We start from the raw sequence: 19,898 nt of genomic DNA, 5'->3' as shown, positions 1-19,898 counted from the left end.
CATGCTTAAAAAACGAATCATAGCAGTAGTCATCGTGAAGGACGATATCGTAATACAGAGTATCGGCTTTCGTAAATATTTGCCTATAGGCAAACCAGAGATAACATTAGAATTTCTTACCTCATGGGGCATTGACGAAATTGTTTATCTCGATATTTCAGCAACAAAGGATCAAAAACTGCCGAATTACGAAATGATCCGGAGGGCAGCAAAGAAATGTTATGTTCCGCTTACTGTTGGCGGTGGGATCAGGCAAATGGACCAAGTTCATGAGTTGATGAGCGCTGGTGCAGATAAAGTTTCCTTGAATCAGATTGCTTGGAATGAGATTTCCTTTGTTAAGGAGGTTGCCTTAGCTTATGGAAATCAATGCGTAGTGGCATCAGTTGATGTCCTTAAAACTTCAAATGGCTATAAGGTTTACGATTACACAAAAAAACAAGCCACTGGAATGGATCCTACTGATTACGCAAAGAAACTTGCAGACTATGGTGCTGGTGAAATTTTTATAAACTCAGTGGATCGAGATGGAACTTATCTAGGTTATGATTTAGATTTGATTCAGTCGGTTACAAATTCAGTCCATATACCGGTAATTTGTTGCGGTGGTGCGAGAAATGCAGCGGATATGGTTCAAGTTTTTTCAAAAACAAATGTTTCTGCGGCAGCTGCTGCTAACTTTTTTCATTTTACTGAGCACAGCGTTAATGTTTCAAAATCTATTGTTTACAAAAATGAAAATATTCGTTTAGAAACTCATGCAAATTATTCAGAGAATACATTTGATTCTGATATGAGACTCACTAAAAAAGATGATAAGATTTTGGAGGAAATGCTTTTTCTCCGAATTGAAAAAGAGACTATATGAAGATTTGCAGTCGTTGTTTATATTCGGAACTTCATCCACTCAAGATTACAATTGATGAAGATGGAGTCTGCAGTGGGTGCCGAATCCATGAAGAAAAAGACTTACTCGATTGGAATGCGAGATTTCAAAAATTAAAGCAGATAACAGAGAATTACCGTAACCAATCAGGAAATAACTACGATTGTATCGTGCCAGTCAGCGGAGCAAGGGATTCTTATTTTATAGTTCATACAGTAAAAAATGTATTAGGTCTTAATCCTTTATTAGTTACATACAACAAACACTACAATACGGATCTGGGAATTCGCAACCTTGCCAATCTTCGAATCAAATTTAATCTTGATATCATGACACTTACGGTAAGTCCTGAGACGGTAAAAAAAATCACACGCGGCACGTTTCGAAAAATGGGTAGTATTTACTGGCATTGTATTGCGGGACAAACCGTATATCCAGTGCAAGTGGCTGTGAAATTTAAAATCCCTTTGATCATTTGGGGCGCCCACCAAGGTATCGATCAAGTGGGGATGTTTTCTCATCTTAATGAAGTCGAAATGACTAGAAAATACCGAAAAGAACATGATTTAATGGGTTTCGAAGCTGAAGATCTAATTGATGAATTTGATGGAATTGAAGAATCGGATATTTTGCAGTTTCGTTATCCGCATGACAAAGAGATTGAACGAATCGGAGTTCGCGGAATTTATCTGAACAATTATATCCGCTGGGACAGCAAAGCGCAACATGAGAAAATGATTGAGCTTTATGATTATGAAACTAGTGAACAAACACGAACCTTTGATACTTACAATGATGTTGATTGTTTCAATTATTCTGATGTTCACGATTATATAAAGTTTATTAAACACGGATATGGAAAGGTAACAGACCATGTTTGTCGAGAGATCCGACTTCGTCGACTCAGCAGAGAAGACGGGATTAAGTTAATAAAAGAATACTCAATAAAAGGGCCTAAAAATCTGAACCAATTTTTGAAATGGTTCGGAATGACTGAAAACGGGTTTAAATTTATTTTAGATCAACATCGAAATCCAAAAATATGGTTTAGAAATCAAAATTGGGAATGGGAACTAAAGAATCCAGATCCATTCCAAAATGAAAATAGTAGAAAGTCTGAAATAGATCAAGTTAGATTGGATCTTGTCGAAAACGAATGTAAGTTTAGATATACCCAAAATAAAAGACCAGATTTTTTAGATGATAATTATATTCTAATCGGGAAAGGATATTATAAGTAATTGTTTCATTTCTCTTTAGATATTATTTTCTCGGAGCTAACCATCGTTAGTTCTTTTTTTGCAATACTAATTAGGATATTTTTTCGAAAGGTTTATTATTTAAAACTCACTAGTAAAAATAGCGAAAAATTGGCGAATTTTCTGAAAAAAGTTGGAGTTATTGCCTTACCAATTGCTGAATTAAAGAAAATTTCTACTTTTGCAGATGCTGATAGTGATCCAAATGGATACTCTTGGAGTTGGTTGGATCAAAAACTGCAACACCTCCAATTGGATAAGTTAGGAAATTTATTTCCAAACGTGAAGAATTTAGATGAGAAAATATGTTTATATCTATTAGATTTTGTTGCGCTGAAACTCACTTCTTTAGGTAGCAAGTTGATCTTTTGGCGTGAAAATTTTCCTGAAAGAAAAATCATTTTAGTTAGCTTTTCTATAGAGGATTTTTCTATTCCAAAACTGCCTACTAACTGCATAAGGCTAGTGATTCCATTCCCCAATCTAATCGGCTATTTCAATTTTATTTTTAAAGTTATCCTTAGTGTTTTTTTAAAGGTTCGAAGTTTGGTTTCAAAGAAACCAAACTTAAATGAAAAATTTCGTCCGGAACCTCATTTCGGCTGGGAAAAATATGAACATGCTTATGTGACTCATTCTGGTTTAAAGTATGGGAGTTTATACGAAAAGAGTTTATACTATAGTGATACTGATTCTTTTTTTGAACCAAAAAACTTAGTTCATTTTGATTATTCTGGATATAATTCTCCTTCAGAAGAACTTCCTTGGTTTAAACTGACTCCTGCGAAGAGATTAAGCTTAAAAGATATAATTTCAATCAGTCTTAAGTTGGTATACATACTTAATTTTCTATCGATAAGATTGTCCTATCTTTCTGTAAAGATTAGAATATTGATCCTTGCTTTAAAATTTACTGCACATAAAAACGATCTGTCTTCTTTTAAACAATTGAAGCAGGCTTATATTGATTATGATATTATTTGCCCCAAATCATTGATTTTGGCATTAGAGTCGCATGGTGTTCTGACAATCGGCGTTCAGGAAAGGTTTGTTTATACATACTATAAGTCAGCGACTGTTATTTTGGATCAATATCTCGTATCAGGTCTTGACAGCCAATTGGTCATGGAAAAATCAAAGAATTACTTTTTCACAAACTCTATTCCAGTAGGACAATATAGAACAGATGAGTTTTTTAGAAAGTATCCCAAGAGTGCGAACGAAGATTCTTTAGGTGATTATAATAAAAGAATTTTAGTATTAGGTTATCATTGCGACATGACTTGGGTAGAAAGCCAAGTAAATCCTCTCCTGAATTGGCAAGCGCAGGCACATTTTTTAAACGAAATTATGGATCTTGCGACTGAATTTAAAGATTCCCTTTTTACATTAAGGTATAAGATGATAGATTGGTTGGAGTTGCCATATTTTTTTCAGGTAAAACTTCGACTAAAGGAATTTAAAAATATTATATTTTCCTATGAATATGGAATCTCATTCTATAGTTACTACTTAGCGCAGAATTCAGATATTATCATAGGGAAACACACTTCACTTATGGATGAAGCGATTTCTGTTGGAAAACCCGTATTAGTTCATGACTATACTCATAACATCAAATCTATTATTGGTGATACCTTTGATTATTTCGGATCTGGAATTATCTGTAAAAATTTTGATACTTTCAGAGATCGACTTAGACTTTTAGTAGAGGATGACTCCGATCTAAAACTTGAGATCAAGAAAGTATCTACAAAACTATACGGTGAGTTGTCTGATGGTAAAGTGAAAGAACGTGTTCATTTAGCCATTAAGTCTATGAAGTAGCCAAAGATGAATATTTTAGCATTTATTCCGGCAAGAGGTGGTTCGAAGGGAATACCCGGAAAGAACCTATATCAAATAGCAGGGAACCCCTTACTTTTTTACACCATTGATCTTGCAAAAAAAATAGATAAAAGTGTCATTCCATTTTTATCAACGGATGATATCGAAATCAAAGCTTATGGAAGATCATTAGGGTTAAACGACGATTATCTTAGGCCAAAGGATTTAGCAAGTGATTCATCCGCTACGATTGATGCGGTGATGCATGCTTTAGAGTGGATTCAGAAATCAAGTGAGTTGCAAGTCGACGCAGTCTTACTATTACAACCTACGTCACCCATTCGAATTTTATCAGAAGTGCAGAACGCTATCCATAGGTTCAAAGAAAAAAAAATGGAAAGTCTTGTGAGTGTGACTCTCATGAGAGAACATCCATTTGAATGTATTAAGTCCGTTGAGGAATCCTGGTCTTTTTTAGAGAAACCTAGTGAAAAAGTTACGGGAAGACAGGGTTATACAGGAAAGTATTACTTTCTGGATGGTTCTTTTTACTTAGCTTCAGTTGATTTTTTGAAAAACAATAAGGCTTTTGTAGTGGAAGGAAAAACCAAACTGTTTGAATCAGATTTACGTTATTCGATAGATATTGATGAATTAGAAGATATGAAAATTGCCGAAAGCATTTTAGAAAGGAAACTAAAACTATGAAAAATATACTGTTAATTGGTGGAGCAGGGTACGTTGGATCAGTGATTACTGATTTTTTACTTAGAAATGGCTATAAGGTTACTTGTTTTGACGGATTTTTGTATGAGAACCAAAGAACTGTACTTCCTTACATTTTGAATGAAAACTACAAATTTATTTGTGGTGATCTCTGTGACGAAGATGCAGTGAAGAAAGCGCTAGTTGGAATTGATTCGGTTGTTTTACTTGCCGGATTAGTTGGTGATCCAATTACAAAAAAATACCCCGATTTATCTAAAAAGATAAATGATGATGGGATATTGAATCTTTTCCAAATAATGAATGGAAAGGGAATTGAAAGACTTATTTTCATTTCAACTTGTTCTAATTATGGACTGATTAAAAACGACGAGCTTGCTGACGAAAACTTTGAACTATCTCCGCTTTCATTGTATGCAAAAGCGAAAGTTGCAGCTGAGAAAGAACTATTAAGTGAGAAAAATAATTTTGATTTTTCTACTGTAGTTTTACGATTTGCAACTGCATTTGGATTATCTCCAAGAATGAGATTTGATCTTACCGTTAGTGAATTTACTAAAGATTTAATTTTAGGAAAAGAATTACTTGTGTATGATGCTCATACATGGAGACCTTATTGCCATGTAAAAGATTTCGCAAGATTAATTGACATCGTTCTGAAATCCCCTAAAGAAAAAACTCATAAAGAAGTTTTTAATGCAGGTGGCGAAATCAATAATTTTACAAAACAAGGAATTTTGGATATAATCTTAAAATACTTACCCAATTCAAAAGTTAGTTTTAAAGAACATGGTAGTGATCCTCGTAATTATAAAGTTAATTTTTCAAAAGTGAAGTCAGTTCTCGGTTTTGAACCTAAATACACAGTGGAAGATGGGGTAAAAGAATTAATTGAAGCATTTCAATTGAACCTTTTTAAAAATTTAGAACAAGATATCAACTTTCATGGGAATTATACAATAAACTATCCATGATAAAATCTTTTTTAGATCTAGTCAGAGATCATTACAATTCAGCTGATGATTTCATTCCGCTCCATGCACCTGTATTTCGCGGGAATGAAATCAATTATGTGACTGAAACCATTAGGTCCACCTTTGTATCATCCGTTGGTGCCTATGTAGACCAATTTGAAGTGATGATGAAATCTATCACTGGCGCTAAATATGCCATTGCAACAGTAAATGGAACAGCCGCACTTCATATTGCTCTTCATAGTTTAGGAGTCAGTTCGGGGGATGAGGTTATTACGCAAGCATTGAGTTTTGTTGCAACTGCAAATGCCATAAGGTATACAGGTGCTGATCCTGTTTTTCTTGATGTTGATTTAGATTCCATGAGCCTTTCACCAAGTGCGTTGTTATTGTTTTTGGAATCTGAGTGCGAATTTAAAGACCAAATTGTTACGAACAGACAAACAGGAAAACGAATCAAAGCCATTGTTCCTATGCATACATTTGGAAATCCTGGTAGGATCGAAGAAATTTGTAAAATAGCAGAAAAGTTCCGATTAGATGTTGTTGAAGACTCTGCAGAATCTCTGGGAAGTTATGTGAATGGTAAACATACTGGATCTTTCGGTCGTTTAGGTGTATTCAGTTTTAATGGCAATAAAACCGTAACTTGTGGTGGCGGTGGTGCTGTGGTTACAGATGACGAAATTTTAGGAAAAAGATTAAAACATATTACCACAACTGCAAAAGTTCCCCATCCTTGGGAATATTCTCACGATGAATTGGGATTCAATTATAGGTTGCCCAATCTAAATGCTGCACTTGCTTGTGCACAGTTGGAGCAGCTTGATGTTTTTTTAAAAGAGAAAAGAAGCCTTTCTTTGAAGTATATTCAGTTTTTTGAAAATACTGAGATAACTTTCAAAAAAGAAATAAAAAATTCGGTTTCGAACTACTGGTTAAATACAATTGAATTTCAATCAAAATCAGATAGAGACAAGTTCCTGGCTGAAACCAATGGGGCAAAGGTTATGACACGTCCCTCCTGGAATCCACTGAACACATTACCCATGTACCAAAACTGTTTTTCTGATTCGTTAAAAAATACTAATCACATTGCAGATCGCTTAGTGAATATTCCTAGTGGAGTGAAATGGAAGGAATAATACTGATCGGAGGAGGCGGCCACTGCAAATCAGTGATTGAAGTCATTCGAAAAGAAGCTAAGTTTGAAATTTTAGGAATTGTTGATTCCAATTTACCAGTCGGTCACTTGGTTTTGGATGTGAAAGTATTGGGTAATGATTCCGATTTAAGTGAATTATCTAAAAAATGCAAAAACTTCCATATAACAGTGGGCCAAATCCAATCAAACGTAGTTCGTAAAAAAATAGCCAATGAATTAATTGCATTGGGCGCAGAACTCCCTAACATTATCTCTTCAAGTGCTATCGTTTCCTCCTATTCAAAGTTAGGTCAAGGAATCACTGTTATGCACCAGGCTACTATCCAAGCAGATGCTATGATAGGTGATTTCTGTATTATCAATGATCATGCACTCATTGAACATGAAGTTCATATAGGTAAGTTTTCTCATATTGCCACTGGGGCAATTGTCAATGGAAATGTTGAAATCGGAGAGAACGTCTTTATCGGAAGTGGAGCAGTCATTGTTCAAGGTACGAAAATTCCGGATGGAACTTTTATAAAAGCAAACCAGTTAGTCAAATGAAACAAAAAACAATAATTATAGCAGAAGCTGGCGTAAATCACAATGGTGATCTTAAAATCGCCGAAGAACTCATTCAAGTGGCCGCAAAAGCGGGTGCCGATTTTGTAAAATTCCAAACCTTCCAGTCAACCTCGATTTCTTCGAAACTTGCAGGCAGAGCGGAATACCAAAAGGCAAACATGAAAGAAGATGGATCACAAATTTCTATGTTAAAAAAACTAGAGTTGAATTTTGAGATGCATCAACACCTAATTCAAGTTTGTAAACAAAACAAGATTCAATTTTTATCAACTGCGTTTGATTTACCAAGCATTGAGTTACTCATCCAACTAGGAATCAATCTTTGGAAAATTCCCAGTGGAGAAATTACAAATTATCCCTATTTGAAAAAAATCGGCTCTCTTAAAGGGGAAGTGATACTATCTACTGGTATGTCTAATCTCGGTGAAATAGAAGCTGCTCTATCGGTTTTAGAAAATTCCGGAACTCAAAGAGAAAACATTACAATCTTGCATTGTACCACTGAGTATCCTGCTCCGATGAATGAGGTCAATTTGCGGGCGATGCTTGCGATTCAAAACGCATTTGGAGTTAAAGTTGGATATTCAGATCACACAGTTGGAATAGAGATATCTTTAGCAGCAGTGGCTCTTGGGGCAAATATGATTGAAAAACATTTTACCCTGGATCGAAATTTACCAGGTCCAGACCACAAAGCAAGTTTAGAACCAAATGAATTGAATGCATTGGTAAGCGGTATCAGAAATATTGAGCTAGCATTAGGTGACGGTGTGAAAAAACCTTTTCCTTCCGAAATAAGAAATATGACAATTGCTCGCAAGTCACTCATTGCTAAAGAGAACATTCGGAAAGGTGAGATTTTTACTGAACAAAATGTAACAACCAAAAGACCCGGAAATGGAATTTCTCCCATGAGGTGGGCTGAAGTAATGGGAAAAACAGCATCGAAAGATTTTTTAGAAGATGAATTGATTGAGATCTAAACTAAAGATTTTTTCCCAGTTTAAAGTTTTCAATTTAATGAGTAACCTGCAATGAATAGAAAAATTTGCTTTATCACTGGCACTAGAGCAGAGTACGGCTTACTCAAAAGATTAATGAAATTAGTTTATGATGCGCCGAATTTTGAAATACAAATCATTGCTACAGGTATGCATTTATCCCCGGAATTTGGACTTACCTATAAGGAAATTGAAGGTGATGGTTTTCGAATTGATAGAAAGGTAGAAATTCTATTAAGCTCTGATTCTTCTGTAGCCATTGGAAAGTCTATTGGTCTAGCTTTAATTTCTATGACAGAAGCACTAGAGCAGATGAATCCGGACTTGGTATTTTTAGTTGGAGATAGATATGAAACGTTAGCATGTGCTATAGCAGCCATGGTAACAAGGATTCCAATTGCTCATATACACGGCGGCGAAAGAACGGAAGGTTTGATTGATGAGGCAATTCGTCATTCAGTGACCAAGATGTCTTATTTGCATTTTGTGGCTAATGAAGAATATCGTACACGAGTCATTCAGCTTGGTGAAAGTCCTGAGCGAGTAAAAGTATGCGGTGGTTTAGGTGTCGATATCATACAAAACATAAAATTATTCTCAATTCAAGATTTGGAAAAATCTCTAAAGTTTCAATTTAAAGATAAAAATTTGATGGTTACCTTTCATCCGACCACATTGGAACATGCTACGTCTGAGGTTCAATTCAAAGAGCTTTTACGAGTGCTAAAGGAGTATGTTGGAAAAGGACATGGGCTTATTTTTACAAAAGCTAACTCCGATACCAACGGTCGAATCATCAATCAACTGATCGATGATTTTGTAAGGGAATATCCAGATAACGCAATTGCCCATGCTTCACTTGGTATTCAAAGGTATTTATCAGTTTTAAAATTTGTAGATGGAGTCATTGGAAATTCTTCGAGCGGTTTATTGGAAGTGCCAAGTTTTAAAAAAGGAACTATAAACCTTGGTGATCGTCAAAGAGGTAGAATTATGGCTACAAGCGTAATCCAAGCTGATTGTGATTATACATCGATTCGGTCAGCTTTGGAAAAATTGTATAGTAACGAATTTCAAGAAAGTTTGAAAAATACAATTAATCCATATGGAGAAGGTGGTGCTTCTGAAAAAATATTCAAATATCTAAAGGATTTAGATTTCGACAATTTAGATGTTAAAAAACCATTTTTTGATGTTAGGTACCAGCTATGAGAATCCTTTTCATAGGTTGTGTCATTTATTCTAAAAACATCTTGGAGTTGTTAGTTGAAAATAAGTATAATGTTGTTGGAGTGATTTCCAAGGATGATACAGGTTTCAATTCTGATTATTATGATACTTCTAACATTGCAAAGCAGTACAACATACCTTTTATTAAAACTAAAAATGTAAATGAATTACCTATTCTTGAATGGGTTAGGGAACTGAAACCGGATATCGTTTATTGTTTTGGTTGGAATAGTTTACTTGGAAATGATTTCATTCAAATCCCAAAGAAAGGGGTTGTTGGATATCACCCAGCTTCTCTTCCACAAAACAGAGGAAGGCATCCCGTTATCTGGGCATTAATATTAGGACTGACAGAGACAGCCTCAACATTCTTCTTTATGGGTGAGGGTGCCGATGATGGAGATATAGTTTCGCAGAAAAAGATAATTATAGAGAAAGAAGATACTGCGAGCACCTTATATGATAAGTTAATTCAGGAGTCTCGGGCACAGGTGATTGAATTTACGAATCTACTCATAAATAACCAATTAATTGCAAAAAAACAAGATCATAGTCTGGCAAATTCCTGGAGAAAACGTTCCAAAGTTGATGGGGTTATTGATTTTAGAATGTCCAGAAAAAGTATTTATAATTTAGTCAGAGCATTAACTAAACCTTACCCAGGAGCTTTAATCCTTTATAAGGGTGAGGAGTATCCTGTTTGGCAAGCAAAGATAGCAGAAACTCCACATTCTAATTTTGAACCAGGGAAAGTTTTAAAAATTTCTGAATCTTCTATTTTAGTAAAATGTGGTTTATTAACAGAAGCGATATTACTTGAAAATCATGAATTGCCAGATACAATACAAGTAGGTGATTATCTTTGAATAAAAAGTCAATTTTAGTTTTTACACCCCATCCCGACGATGAAACATTAGGTGCAGGTGGGTTTTTATTATCGAAGAAAAAAGCTGGATATGATCTTATTTGGCTTATTATGACACATATGAAGGAAGAGTTTGGTTGGACCAAAGACCAAATCAATCGGCGTGAAGCGGAAATTCAAAACGTATCACGAATGTATCCTTTTGACTATGTGTATAACTTAGGTTTTGAGCCGACCGGGCTTGATAAGTACTCATTTTCTGAATTAATAAGTCCAGTATTGGATATCGTTAAAAAACATCAGCCAGAGATTGTTCTATTACCATCGGCTCAGGATCCCCATACTGATCATAAAATCACTCATCAGATAGGAATTTCTGTTACAAAGAAATTTAGAAACTTAAATATAAAATCTATCCTTGAGATGGAGATATTGTCAGAAACAAATTTTGGTGAAATTGATTCCATCTCGGCAAATTTATATGTAGATATTTCTGATTTTTTCGAACGAAAAGTGGAAATATTAAAAGAGTATGAGGGTGAATTGGGAGAGCATCCTTTTCCTAGAAGTTTAGATTCTGTTAAAGCATTAGCAATTTTGCGGGGCTCTCAAAGAGGCACAATGTTTGCAGAAGCGTTCCGTATTCTTAAATCTTACGAGTAAGAGTAATAAATAAATGTCCAACCATTGGCATAAAGCACTACTTCGATCAAGCGACTCAATTGAAAAAGCGATACAAAATCTTGAGTTAACAGCACTACAAGTTGTGTTAGTCGTTGATGAGGGAAATAGTTTACTTGGTACCATCACCGATGGTGACATTCGCAGGGGACTCTTGAAAGGAATGGATATGACTGCCACCGTTCAGGGTATCTTAAATCCAAATTCTTTTGTCGTCACTCCATCCATGAGCCGAGAATTGGTTTTGCAACTAATGAAAGCCAATAAAATTCATCAAATTCCCATTGTTGATGAAAATCGGAAAGTATTAGGCTTACATGTGTTAGATGAAATTCTCCTGCCGGAAAAGAGGGAGAATGTGTTTGTGATTATGGCTGGGGGTAAGGGTGTCCGACTTCGCCCTTATACAGAAAATTGTCCCAAACCATTATTGCCGGTAGCTGGGAAACCAATCTTGGAACATATCATTGAAAGGGCAAAAGCAGACGGTTTTCAAAGATTTATTATTTCTGTTCATTATCTCGGACATATGATCGAAGAGTATTTTCAAGATGGGAAAAAATGGGATGTTGAAATTCGATATTTAAACGAGGATAAACCTTTAGGAACAGCAGGTGCACTGAGTCTTATCAGAGAGAAGATTAAACATCCGTTTTTAGTTTCCAATGGGGATGTATTAACCCATATTCGATATAGTGATTTATTAGAATTTCACCATGATCATAAAGCAGTGGCAACAATGGCAGTGCGAATGCACGAATGGCAGCATCCTTTTGGTGTAGTCCATACCAAAGGTGTTGATATCATCGACTTCGAAGAAAAGCCAATCTATAAAACTCACGTAAATGCGGGAATCTACGCTCTTAATCCTGAAATTTTTAGTTATTTGAACCAAGATGAATATACAGATATGCCAACTCTCTTTAGTAAGATAAAGGCAACCAAAAGGAAAACAATAGTTTATCCGATGCATGAATCTTGGATCGATATTGGGCGACCAGATGATTATGAATCAGCTGATCAAGTTTTTCAGTAGAATTAGTAAGGATTATATGAATAAGAAAAAAGTCATCATCATTGGCGGAGGAACCGCAGGTATTGTCATTGCAAATCGTCTTCAGGAGAAATTTGCGGTAACAGTCATTGAAAAAAGTGAGTATAAAGCATATCCATTGCTCTATCGTGTTCCATTAATGATTGGTATTTTATTCAGAAGGAAAAATTCGGAGTATATTCATAAGACAGAGTTTGATTTAGCCAATGGTCGTAAAATTCCATTTTATCAGTCAAATTTGTTAGGTGGAGCCTCAGTGATGAACGGGGCTGTACATGTTTTTGGTTTTTTATCCAAATGGATACCGATACTAAAGCAATTCGAATTTGAGGTGTCTGATTTAAATGAGAGTCACGAACTGCTTTATTCTGAAAACAAAGTAGTGAAGAATAAAATTACCATTAAAAAAGCTCCACTAAACTATATAGACAATTCATTTTTAGAAACTTTAAAAAGTCGGGGTATAGCTCTCGATAATATGAGTGTTTCGGAGAAGGAAGCATGTGGGCCAATTTTTAATACAGTTCGCACATTCTTTAGAACTTCGGTTCTGTCAGTATTGGGTAAAAAGAAGTTTAAGACAATTTTAAATGAAAAAGTCGAAAGGATTCTTTTTGATGAAAACGGATACACCAAAGGAGTGAAAACGAATCGTTCCACTTATAATTCGGATTTTGTGATTCTATCCGCAGGTGTTATGGGTAGTTGTTCTTTACTATTACAACAGCAGTTAGATCCCAATTCTTTGATTACTGATCCAAAAATCGGCAAAGAGATCCAAGACCATACAAACTTAAGAGTAAATGTTTTTGCCAATCATCCACTGAATTCCTTAAACGAGGTATACGCGAGTTTTTGGAAAAAGATGATTCTGGGAATCAAACATTTTTTAGGGATACCAACTGTAATGAGAGGAACAGGTGCTACTTCTGCGGCTTATCTAGACCTCGACAAAGATGGCGAAATTGATACCAGGATCCAAATCCTTCAATTTTCTGAATCGGGTAGGCACGGCAGTAAGGGTTCTGTTTTTAACACCTCTGAACCAAGTTTTTCAATCTCTATCAATGCAATACATCCATTATCGAAAGGTTATGTTTCTTTCCAAGATGGCAAATTAAAAGTGGATCCCAAGTTTTTATCTACGGAATCAGATGTAACTCTCTTAAAGCTTGCCATTAAGTATTGTATAGAACTTTTAAAATCAGCTCCGATACGGGATCATGTGAAAGAAATTGATCAACTAGATTTAATGGAAAAAGATCCAGACAAATACATTCAGGACACAATGTATAGTGGCCACCATTTGATAGGTGGATTACAAAATTCGATTACTTCGGACTTCGAATTAAAAAACTGTAAAGGATTATATGTTTGTGATGCGAGCGTATTTGATCGATTTGTTGCGAGCAATATTCATTCCTCTGTCGTATTACTTGCAGACATGTTTGCTAAGAAATTTATAAATAAGCAAGGTTAGGGAATCATAAGTGCCTGGATTTGAATTAGTCGGAAAAGAAGAAAGAGAAGAGGTCAACCAGCTTTTTGATGATGGCGGTATTTTATTTGCTCATGGCTTTGATGCGATTAGAAATGGTCGATACCGAGTTCGTGAGTTTGAAAAAGCTTTCGCGGAAAAAATTGGAGTAAAGTATGCACAAGCTGTGTCTTCTGGGACAGCCGCAATCAAAGTAGCTCTTTTCGCTGCAGGAGTTAGGTCTGGAGATGAAGTCATAACCCAAGCTTTCACATTCATTGCAACTGTTGAAGCAATAATTGATTTGGGTGCAAAGCCGATTTTAGTGAATGTAAATGACACTTTAAACTTGGATCCAGTAGAACTAAAAAAAGCAATTACCCCGAGAACAAAGGCAATTGTTCCTGTCCACATGTTGGGTGTTGCATGCGAAATGGATAAGATCCAAGAAATTGCCACTGAATATAATCTCGCAATTATCGAAGATAATTGTGAGTCGCTCGGTGCAAGATGGAATGGTAAATACTTAGGTACAGAATCTCTTGCTTGTGCTTGGAGTTTTGATGCAGGAAAAGTCATTATCACTGGCGAAGGTGGAATGGTGACCACCAATGATGAAGAGGTTTATAAACTAGCAAGGGAATATCATGATCATGGTCATGAATACAATGCAAAATTTCCGAGAGGAAGAGATACGCATAGGATTCGTGGCTTCAATTATCGGATGAGTGAACTACAGGCTGCTATCGGTTTAGCACAATTGAAGAAACTGGATTTCATTGTGGCCAAAAACGCTGAAAACTATAACATTTACTTTGAAGCGTTAAAGGAACTTTCAAATATTTCTTTTCGAAGAATTCCTAACAAATCGCAACCGCTATGTGATTGTTTGATCTTTCAATTGGATACTGCCGAAAAGGCAAAATGGGTAGTAACAGAAATGAATAAAAGTGGATTGGGAACAAAAAACGTTCCTGACGCGATTGAGTGGCATTTTGCTCGTTATTGGGATCATATGTTAGGCGAGCTAGGGATGTCTAAGAATGAATTGTTAGATACTATGGAACCCTCTGAAAGAGAGTTAAGCAGAAGTGTTGCCATACCAATTCTTGTAAAGATGGATAAAACCACCATAACATCTAATGCAGAGAAATTGGTATCAATTTTAAAACAAGTGAATTAACGAAGACAGATGCCCAAATATGAATCCATTATTTTTTTTGTAGAGACTCCTTTTACCGAAAGAGATGAAAAACGTTTTGGGATTAGAGAATTATCGCAACAAGGATTTATTGTTGAAGTTTTTCAGTTAGAAGATATATTTCATAAACAAAAATACTCAGCAACAAAAGAAAGTAACAAAAAAGAATATATTACATATTTTTCAACAATTAAAGAATTAGAGAATGAGTTACAAAAAAGAAGTAAAAGATTTTTGGTAATTTTATTAACGGGCTACTATTTAGAATTATTGAAATTATTTAATAAACAATGCATTGACTATGCTTTGTATTGTACAAATCGGATTCCAACACCACTGGAAGTAGTAAATGATAGTAAATACATCAGAATTAAGCAGAAATTAGTTGAAGAAGGTTTATTGTCGGTTTTGAAATCTATTGGGCGAACTTTAAAGAAATCCTTAGAAGTAGTGAATGGGAAAACACCCTTGGCACCAACATACGTTATTGCCGGTGGAAGTCGATCGATTGAACATTTAACAAAGAAAACACTAGATTCTGCGAGAGTAATTTGGACTCACGGTTTAGATTTTGATTTATTTTTGCAATCCAAACAAACAAATCGCATTTCGCATTCCTTTCTTGATATTTATGGAAACCTAGTAGAACAAAGTAAATTTAACAACTATATTGTTTTTTTGGATGAATATACTCCTTATCATCCAGATAATGATTTTTTTAAAATACCGCATGCAGACAAAAAGGAGACTTATTATCCAAGATTAGAGAGCTTTTTTCAATACCTTGAAAAAAAATACAATGCGAAAGTGATTATTGCTGCCCATCCAAGGTCGGAATATGAAACGAAGACACATTTTAAATCATTCACTATCATTAAAGATCGGACTTTGGACTTAATAGAAAACTGTCAATTTGCACTGATTCATTCTAGTACAAGCATTAATTTCATAAATCTCTTTGAAAAGGAAGCTGTATTTTTTTATACATCAACCATGCGAAATTTTTATAAAAACATGGTAGCTACGTTTGCAAATCTGCACGGAAAGAATCCAACTGAAATTGATTTTAATACTGATTATGATAGTCTAAACTTACTTGATGAAAAAATAGACCGAAGTAAATACCTGGAATACAGGAATGCGTTTATCAAAAGAAATGATTCAAGAATGGAATATTCTTGGGTTATCTTAGCCGATGAATTTAGAAATGAATGAAAGCATTGAATTTAAAGAATTTTCTTCTTTTGACTGGGAACGTCAAATTTTAATAGAAATTTCCCGAATTTTAAATCCTCCCTTTTCTGCAAACCAGGGAAGTGATGCGAAGTTTCATATATTGCTTTCCGGTGGAAATACACCTTTACCTATCTATCTTAATTTTCATAGGCTAAATCTCGATTGGTCAAATCTTCATATTTGGCTTGCAGATGAAAGATGTGTTGATTTACAAGATTCCGAAAGATCAGAGACTATGATAAAAAAAACTTTAGGTGATCCAATTCTCTGCCAAGCAAAATTTCACTCTCCTGGCACTGGAAATCCGACTCTAATGGCAAGTGAGTATAATCGGCAGTTGGTCGCTAACGAGAAGTTTGATTTAGCAATTCTTGGAATTGGTGAAGATGGCCATACAGCTAGTTTGTTTCCTGAAAATGATCTTGGGCAAGATTCGTCATCTGCCGATGTATTACCAATATATAATTCTCCAAAGTTTCCTAAGGAAAGAATTAGTTTATCCTTAAATAAAATCAATCAATCAAATCATGTATTATTTTTAGTTTCAGGTAATGGGAAAAAGGAAATCATTCAGAAAATTATGGCCGGCCATGTCTGCCCTGCATCGAAGGTGAAGGGTCGGTATAGCACTAAAATTTTCTATTGTATAGATTAAATGAAGATTCTTGTATTTGGTGGGTCAGGTTTTCTCGGATCTCATGTAGCAGACGCATTGAGCGATGCCGGTCATGAGGTAACTATTTTTGATTTAGTAAAATCGCATTGGTTGCGTTCAGATCAGAAGTTTGTTTCAGGTGACCTTTTAGATGAAAAGATCGTTTCTGAAATCGTCGCTGGGTTTGATGTAGTTTATAATTTTGCAGCACTTGCAGATTTAAACCAAGCACTTGATAAGCCAGTTGATACAATTCGTATTAATGTGCTTGGAAATACATACATTCTAGAAGCCTGTAGAAAACACAATGTTAAACGATTCATATACGCAAGTACTGTTTATGTTTATAGTCGTGAGGGTGGTTTCTATCGGTGCAGTAAACAAGCATCGGAAAGTTATATCGAGGAGTACCAAAAGTGTTTTGGATTGGATTTTACCATTCTTAGGTATGGCTCCTTGTATGGTCCGAGATCTGATGAGTCAAATGGTCTTTTTCGAATTGTAAAATCAGCTTTGGAAACGGGTCGGATTACATATGAAGGAAGTGCCGATAGTTTAAGAGAATATATTCATGTTGAGGACGCTGCCAAAGCAAGTGTTGTTGCAATGGGGGATGAGTTTAAAAACCAAAGTGTTGTTTTGACGGGGCAAGAACCTATGAGAGTCATTGAGCTACTCAAGATGCTCGCAGAAATCCTCGGGAGGCCCGATTCAGTTGAGTTTTTAGAAGGTGACCAAGTAGGTCATTACGTAAGAACTCCTTATGCATACCAACCGAAGTTAGGAAGAAAATACATTCCTCCAATGCATGTAGATCTTGGTCAAGGGTTACTCCAGTTGATTGATGAAGTAAAGTTTGTTACAAATAGATAAAAGGTAAAAAGTGAAACAAATTCTATTAGAATATATAAGAAAAGTCTTTAATTCAATCTATAAAGTATTAAGCCCGTTTAGACTTGGTCATGAGTTTATAGATAGTATTATCCAAAATTCTTGGCAAGAGGTTATCCGTGTTAAGCATAATGATTGTGATTTGCAATTTGTTGTTCCAAACTCGCTGAATCGATTTCGTGCACTTACTTTTTCTACTAAAGAACCAGAGACATTAGAATGGATTGATGGTTTAACAGAGGGAACCGTAATTTGGGATGTTGGCGCTAATGTGGGTCTCTATTCCTGTTACGCAGCAAAGGCACGAAATTGCAGAGTCTTCGCTTTTGAGCCTTCTGTTTTTAACCTCGAGTTATTATCAAGAAATATCTTTAATAATGGTTTGTCTGATAAGATAGTTGTTTTACCGATTCCGTTATCTGATAAGTTATCGATAAGCAAATTAAATATGACAAATACCGATTGGGGTGGGGCACTTTCAACATTTGGAAAAGAATACGGTCACGATGGAAAAACATTAAAGAAAACATTTGAATACCAACTGGTAGGGTTATCTATCGATGAGGTAGTCAAGTTACTAAAAATTCCAGCTCCTGATTACATAAAAATGGATGTAGATGGAATTGAACAATTAATTCTAGCCGGTGCAAAAAATACTTTAAAAAAAGTAAAAAGTATAAGCATCGAAATAAATGAAGATTTTACTGAGCAAAGACATAATTGTGAAAAAATCCTAACTTCCGCTGGATTGAAGTTTAAAGAAAAACGTCATTCTGAAATGTTCGATAGTGGTACGTTTAAGAATACATACAACCAGATTTGGGTTAGATAGATTATAAATTCATTAAGACATTTCAATCTCATCTTTTGGGATTTTGATGGAGTCATCAAAGATTCTGTTGATGTAAAAACAGATGCTTATCTTGCCTTGTTTCCTGAGGCACCCAAAAACATTTTAGAGAAAATTAAATCCCATCATTTAGAATACGGTGGGATCTCTCGGTTGGAGAAAATTCCACTTTATTTACAATGGGTTGGTGTACAACCTACAAACCAGGTGATTGGCGAGTATCTAGATCAGTTTGCCAACTTAGTCGTTCAGAAAGTAATTTCTTCTCCTTGGGTTCCTTGCGTAGAACAAGTATTAAGGCAAAAAAAGAGTCATCAAAAGTTTGTCATTGTTACGGGTACGCCACAAACAGAGATCGAAGAAATTCTCGTGCAATTGCAAATAAATTCTATTTTTGATCGTATTTTTGGGGCACCGACACAAAAATCGAAAGCAATTGAGTGGGCATTACAAAACTACAATATCGGAAAGGAAGATTCCATTTTGATCGGTGATAGCAAAACAGATTGGTTGGCTGCAGAAGAAACAGGGATTCAGTTTCTCCTTCGGGAAACGGACAATGGAGAATTTTTTAATCATTACTCGGGAAATAAAATAAAGGATTTTATAGGTTTCATATGATAGTAGCACTCCTTCTTGGCAGAAAAGGTAGTATTGGTTTTCCTGGCAAAAATACATTTCCCATTATGGGAAAACCATTGGCCTGGTACCCAATGAATATTGCAAAACGGACAAGAGAGATTGACAAGGTTTATCTCTCTACCGATGACCCTGAACTAAAGAGTTTGGCAAACGCGGAGGGCGTTGAGGTAATTGATCGTCCTCCCCATCTGGCAACCAAAGAAGCATTAGGTGAACATGCGTATCAACATGGTTTTTCAGTGATTCAGGAAAGAAATCCAGGAGAGACAATTGAATTAGTGGTATTACTTTTTTGTAATGCAGCAACTGTAACTTCTGATACGATTTCCAATGGAATTAAACAGCTAAGAGAAAATAAAGACGCAGATTCTGCTGTCACTGTATCCAAATACAATATGTGGTCACCCCTTCGGGCACGAAAAAAAGATTCCGATGGTTTTCTTCAGCCCTTTGTTCCTTTTGAAACGTTTGGGGATCCTAAAACTTTAAATTGCGATCGAGATTCGCAAGGTGATGTTTTATTTGCCGATATGGGAGTATCCATTGTTCGTCCGAATAACTTACTCCATTTGGAAGAGGGAATGCTTCCTCAAAAATGGATGGGGCAGAAAATTTTGCCTCTTTATCAAGAAGCCGGCTGTGATGTTGATTATGAATGGCAAATCCCGGTGGTAGAGTGGTGGTTAAAAAAATACGGTGAGTTTAGGTAAC

General features: G+C 35.5%; 20 protein-coding genes. All 20 read left to right on the top strand.

Features of this window, described 5'->3' with window-relative positions; translation table 11 throughout:
- The first annotated feature begins 1 nt into the window (after position 1).
- Genes hisF through EHQ24_RS18040 form a run of 20 tightly spaced genes read left to right on the top strand, consistent with a single transcriptional unit; the run spans position 2 to position 19,897 of the window.
- A complete protein-coding gene (gene hisF / locus EHQ24_RS18135) occupies positions 2–868 on the top strand; it encodes an imidazole glycerol phosphate synthase subunit HisF (RefSeq protein WP_135603001.1) in 867 nt (288 codons plus the stop codon).
- Positions 865–2,127 (top strand): N-acetyl sugar amidotransferase, encoded by a 1,263-nt coding sequence (locus EHQ24_RS18130; RefSeq protein WP_135603000.1) that lies wholly within the window; start codon positions 865–867, stop codon positions 2,125–2,127. Before hisF ends, EHQ24_RS18130 begins: the two co-directional genes overlap by 4 nt.
- On the top strand, positions 2,128–3,972 hold the full coding sequence (locus EHQ24_RS18125; protein WP_167483103.1) for a hypothetical protein: 1,845 nt from the start codon (positions 2,128–2,130) through the stop codon (positions 3,970–3,972). It begins immediately after the preceding gene.
- A gap of 6 nt (positions 3,973–3,978) precedes the next feature.
- The gene (locus tag EHQ24_RS18120) at positions 3,979–4,680 is read left to right on the top strand and encodes an acylneuraminate cytidylyltransferase family protein (RefSeq protein WP_135602998.1); all 702 of its coding nucleotides are present in this window, start codon (positions 3,979–3,981) and stop codon (positions 4,678–4,680) included.
- Positions 4,677–5,672 (top strand): NAD-dependent epimerase/dehydratase family protein, encoded by a 996-nt coding sequence (locus EHQ24_RS18115; RefSeq protein ID WP_135602997.1) that lies wholly within the window; start codon positions 4,677–4,679, stop codon positions 5,670–5,672. The genes EHQ24_RS18120 and EHQ24_RS18115 overlap by 4 nt, the downstream gene beginning before the upstream one ends.
- A complete protein-coding gene (locus EHQ24_RS18110; protein ID WP_135602996.1) occupies positions 5,669–6,817 on the top strand; it encodes a LegC family aminotransferase in 1,149 nt (382 codons plus the stop codon). The genes EHQ24_RS18115 and EHQ24_RS18110 overlap by 4 nt, the downstream gene beginning before the upstream one ends.
- A complete protein-coding gene (locus EHQ24_RS18105) occupies positions 6,805–7,383 on the top strand; it encodes a NeuD/PglB/VioB family sugar acetyltransferase (protein ID WP_135602995.1) in 579 nt (192 codons plus the stop codon). Before EHQ24_RS18110 ends, EHQ24_RS18105 begins: the two co-directional genes overlap by 13 nt.
- On the top strand, positions 7,380–8,387 hold the full coding sequence (gene neuB, locus EHQ24_RS18100; protein WP_135602994.1) for an N-acetylneuraminate synthase: 1,008 nt from the start codon (positions 7,380–7,382) through the stop codon (positions 8,385–8,387). Before EHQ24_RS18105 ends, neuB begins: the two co-directional genes overlap by 4 nt.
- A 51-nt stretch (positions 8,388–8,438) precedes the next feature.
- Entirely contained in the window at positions 8,439–9,617 is a 1,179-nt protein-coding gene (gene neuC / locus EHQ24_RS18095; RefSeq protein ID WP_135602993.1) for a UDP-N-acetylglucosamine 2-epimerase, read from the top strand.
- Positions 9,614–10,501 carry a methionyl-tRNA formyltransferase gene (locus EHQ24_RS18090; RefSeq protein WP_135602992.1) on the top strand — a complete coding sequence of 296 codons (888 nt, stop codon included), beginning with the start codon at positions 9,614–9,616 and terminating at the stop codon, positions 10,499–10,501. The genes neuC and EHQ24_RS18090 overlap by 4 nt, the downstream gene beginning before the upstream one ends.
- Entirely contained in the window at positions 10,498–11,163 is a 666-nt protein-coding gene (locus tag EHQ24_RS18085; RefSeq protein ID WP_135602991.1) for a PIG-L deacetylase family protein, read from the top strand. The genes EHQ24_RS18090 and EHQ24_RS18085 overlap by 4 nt, the downstream gene beginning before the upstream one ends.
- 13 nt (positions 11,164–11,176) lie before the next feature.
- Positions 11,177–12,217 carry a nucleotidyltransferase family protein gene (locus EHQ24_RS18080; protein ID WP_135602990.1) on the top strand — a complete coding sequence of 347 codons (1,041 nt, stop codon included), beginning with the start codon at positions 11,177–11,179 and terminating at the stop codon, positions 12,215–12,217.
- 16 nt (positions 12,218–12,233) lie between these two features.
- On the top strand, positions 12,234–13,715 hold the full coding sequence (locus EHQ24_RS18075) for a GMC oxidoreductase (RefSeq protein WP_167483102.1): 1,482 nt from the start codon (positions 12,234–12,236) through the stop codon (positions 13,713–13,715).
- 10 nt (positions 13,716–13,725) lie between these two features.
- Positions 13,726–14,895: a DegT/DnrJ/EryC1/StrS family aminotransferase gene (locus EHQ24_RS18070; protein WP_135602988.1), complete on the top strand. Its 1,170-nt coding sequence runs from the start codon at positions 13,726–13,728 to the stop codon at positions 14,893–14,895.
- 9 nt (positions 14,896–14,904) lie between these two features.
- The gene (locus EHQ24_RS18065; protein ID WP_135602987.1) at positions 14,905–16,128 is read left to right on the top strand and encodes a hypothetical protein; all 1,224 of its coding nucleotides are present in this window, start codon (positions 14,905–14,907) and stop codon (positions 16,126–16,128) included.
- Positions 16,121–16,804 carry a 6-phosphogluconolactonase gene (pgl, locus tag EHQ24_RS18060; RefSeq protein WP_135602986.1) on the top strand — a complete coding sequence of 228 codons (684 nt, stop codon included), beginning with the start codon at positions 16,121–16,123 and terminating at the stop codon, positions 16,802–16,804. The genes EHQ24_RS18065 and pgl overlap by 8 nt, the downstream gene beginning before the upstream one ends.
- Entirely contained in the window at positions 16,805–17,677 is an 873-nt protein-coding gene (locus EHQ24_RS18055; protein ID WP_135602985.1) for an NAD-dependent epimerase/dehydratase family protein, read from the top strand.
- Between the two features lie 10 nt (positions 17,678–17,687).
- Complete coding sequence (locus tag EHQ24_RS18050; protein ID WP_135602984.1) at positions 17,688–18,527, top strand: FkbM family methyltransferase; 840 nt, start codon at positions 17,688–17,690, stop codon at positions 18,525–18,527.
- Positions 18,528–19,166: an HAD family hydrolase gene (locus EHQ24_RS18045; RefSeq protein ID WP_341867252.1), complete on the top strand. Its 639-nt coding sequence runs from the start codon at positions 18,528–18,530 to the stop codon at positions 19,164–19,166.
- Complete coding sequence (locus EHQ24_RS18040) at positions 19,163–19,897, top strand: acylneuraminate cytidylyltransferase family protein (RefSeq protein WP_135602982.1); 735 nt, start codon at positions 19,163–19,165, stop codon at positions 19,895–19,897. Before EHQ24_RS18045 ends, EHQ24_RS18040 begins: the two co-directional genes overlap by 4 nt.
- Position 19,898 lies beyond the last annotated feature (1 nt).

Origin of the sequence: Leptospira noumeaensis, from assembly GCF_004770765.1 — a bacterium.
Classification (GTDB): domain Bacteria; phylum Spirochaetota; class Leptospiria; order Leptospirales; family Leptospiraceae; genus Leptospira_A; species Leptospira_A noumeaensis.
The sequence above is the reverse complement of the archived record's forward strand: the minus strand, read 5'-3'. Positions and strand labels throughout refer to the sequence as shown.

What these genes read in the sequence shown, in the direction of transcription:
- EHQ24_RS18115 (WP_135602997.1), top strand. Translation starts at nt 4,677, where the DNA reads ATGAAAAATATACTGTTAATTGGTGGAGCAGGGTACGTTGGATCAGTG.
- EHQ24_RS18130 (WP_135603000.1), top strand. Translation starts at nt 865, where the DNA reads ATGAAGATTTGCAGTCGTTGTTTATATTCGGAACTTCATCCACTCAAG.
- EHQ24_RS18120 (WP_135602998.1), top strand. Translation starts at nt 3,979, where the DNA reads ATGAATATTTTAGCATTTATTCCGGCAAGAGGTGGTTCGAAGGGAATA.
- EHQ24_RS18090 (WP_135602992.1), top strand. Translation starts at nt 9,614, where the DNA reads ATGAGAATCCTTTTCATAGGTTGTGTCATTTATTCTAAAAACATCTTG.
- neuC (WP_135602993.1), top strand. Translation starts at nt 8,439, where the DNA reads ATGAATAGAAAAATTTGCTTTATCACTGGCACTAGAGCAGAGTACGGC.
- hisF (WP_135603001.1), top strand. Translation starts at nt 2, where the DNA reads ATGCTTAAAAAACGAATCATAGCAGTAGTCATCGTGAAGGACGATATC.
- pgl (WP_135602986.1), top strand. Translation starts at nt 16,121, where the DNA reads ATGAATGAAAGCATTGAATTTAAAGAATTTTCTTCTTTTGACTGGGAA.
- EHQ24_RS18080 (WP_135602990.1), top strand. Translation starts at nt 11,177, where the DNA reads ATGTCCAACCATTGGCATAAAGCACTACTTCGATCAAGCGACTCAATT.
- EHQ24_RS18040 (WP_135602982.1), top strand. Translation starts at nt 19,163, where the DNA reads ATGATAGTAGCACTCCTTCTTGGCAGAAAAGGTAGTATTGGTTTTCCT.
- neuB (WP_135602994.1), top strand. Translation starts at nt 7,380, where the DNA reads ATGAAACAAAAAACAATAATTATAGCAGAAGCTGGCGTAAATCACAAT.
- EHQ24_RS18075 (WP_167483102.1), top strand. Translation starts at nt 12,234, where the DNA reads ATGAATAAGAAAAAAGTCATCATCATTGGCGGAGGAACCGCAGGTATT.
- EHQ24_RS18065 (WP_135602987.1), top strand. Translation starts at nt 14,905, where the DNA reads ATGCCCAAATATGAATCCATTATTTTTTTTGTAGAGACTCCTTTTACC.
- EHQ24_RS18055 (WP_135602985.1), top strand. Translation starts at nt 16,805, where the DNA reads ATGAAGATTCTTGTATTTGGTGGGTCAGGTTTTCTCGGATCTCATGTA.
- EHQ24_RS18105 (WP_135602995.1), top strand. Translation starts at nt 6,805, where the DNA reads ATGGAAGGAATAATACTGATCGGAGGAGGCGGCCACTGCAAATCAGTG.
- EHQ24_RS18110 (WP_135602996.1), top strand. Translation starts at nt 5,669, where the DNA reads ATGATAAAATCTTTTTTAGATCTAGTCAGAGATCATTACAATTCAGCT.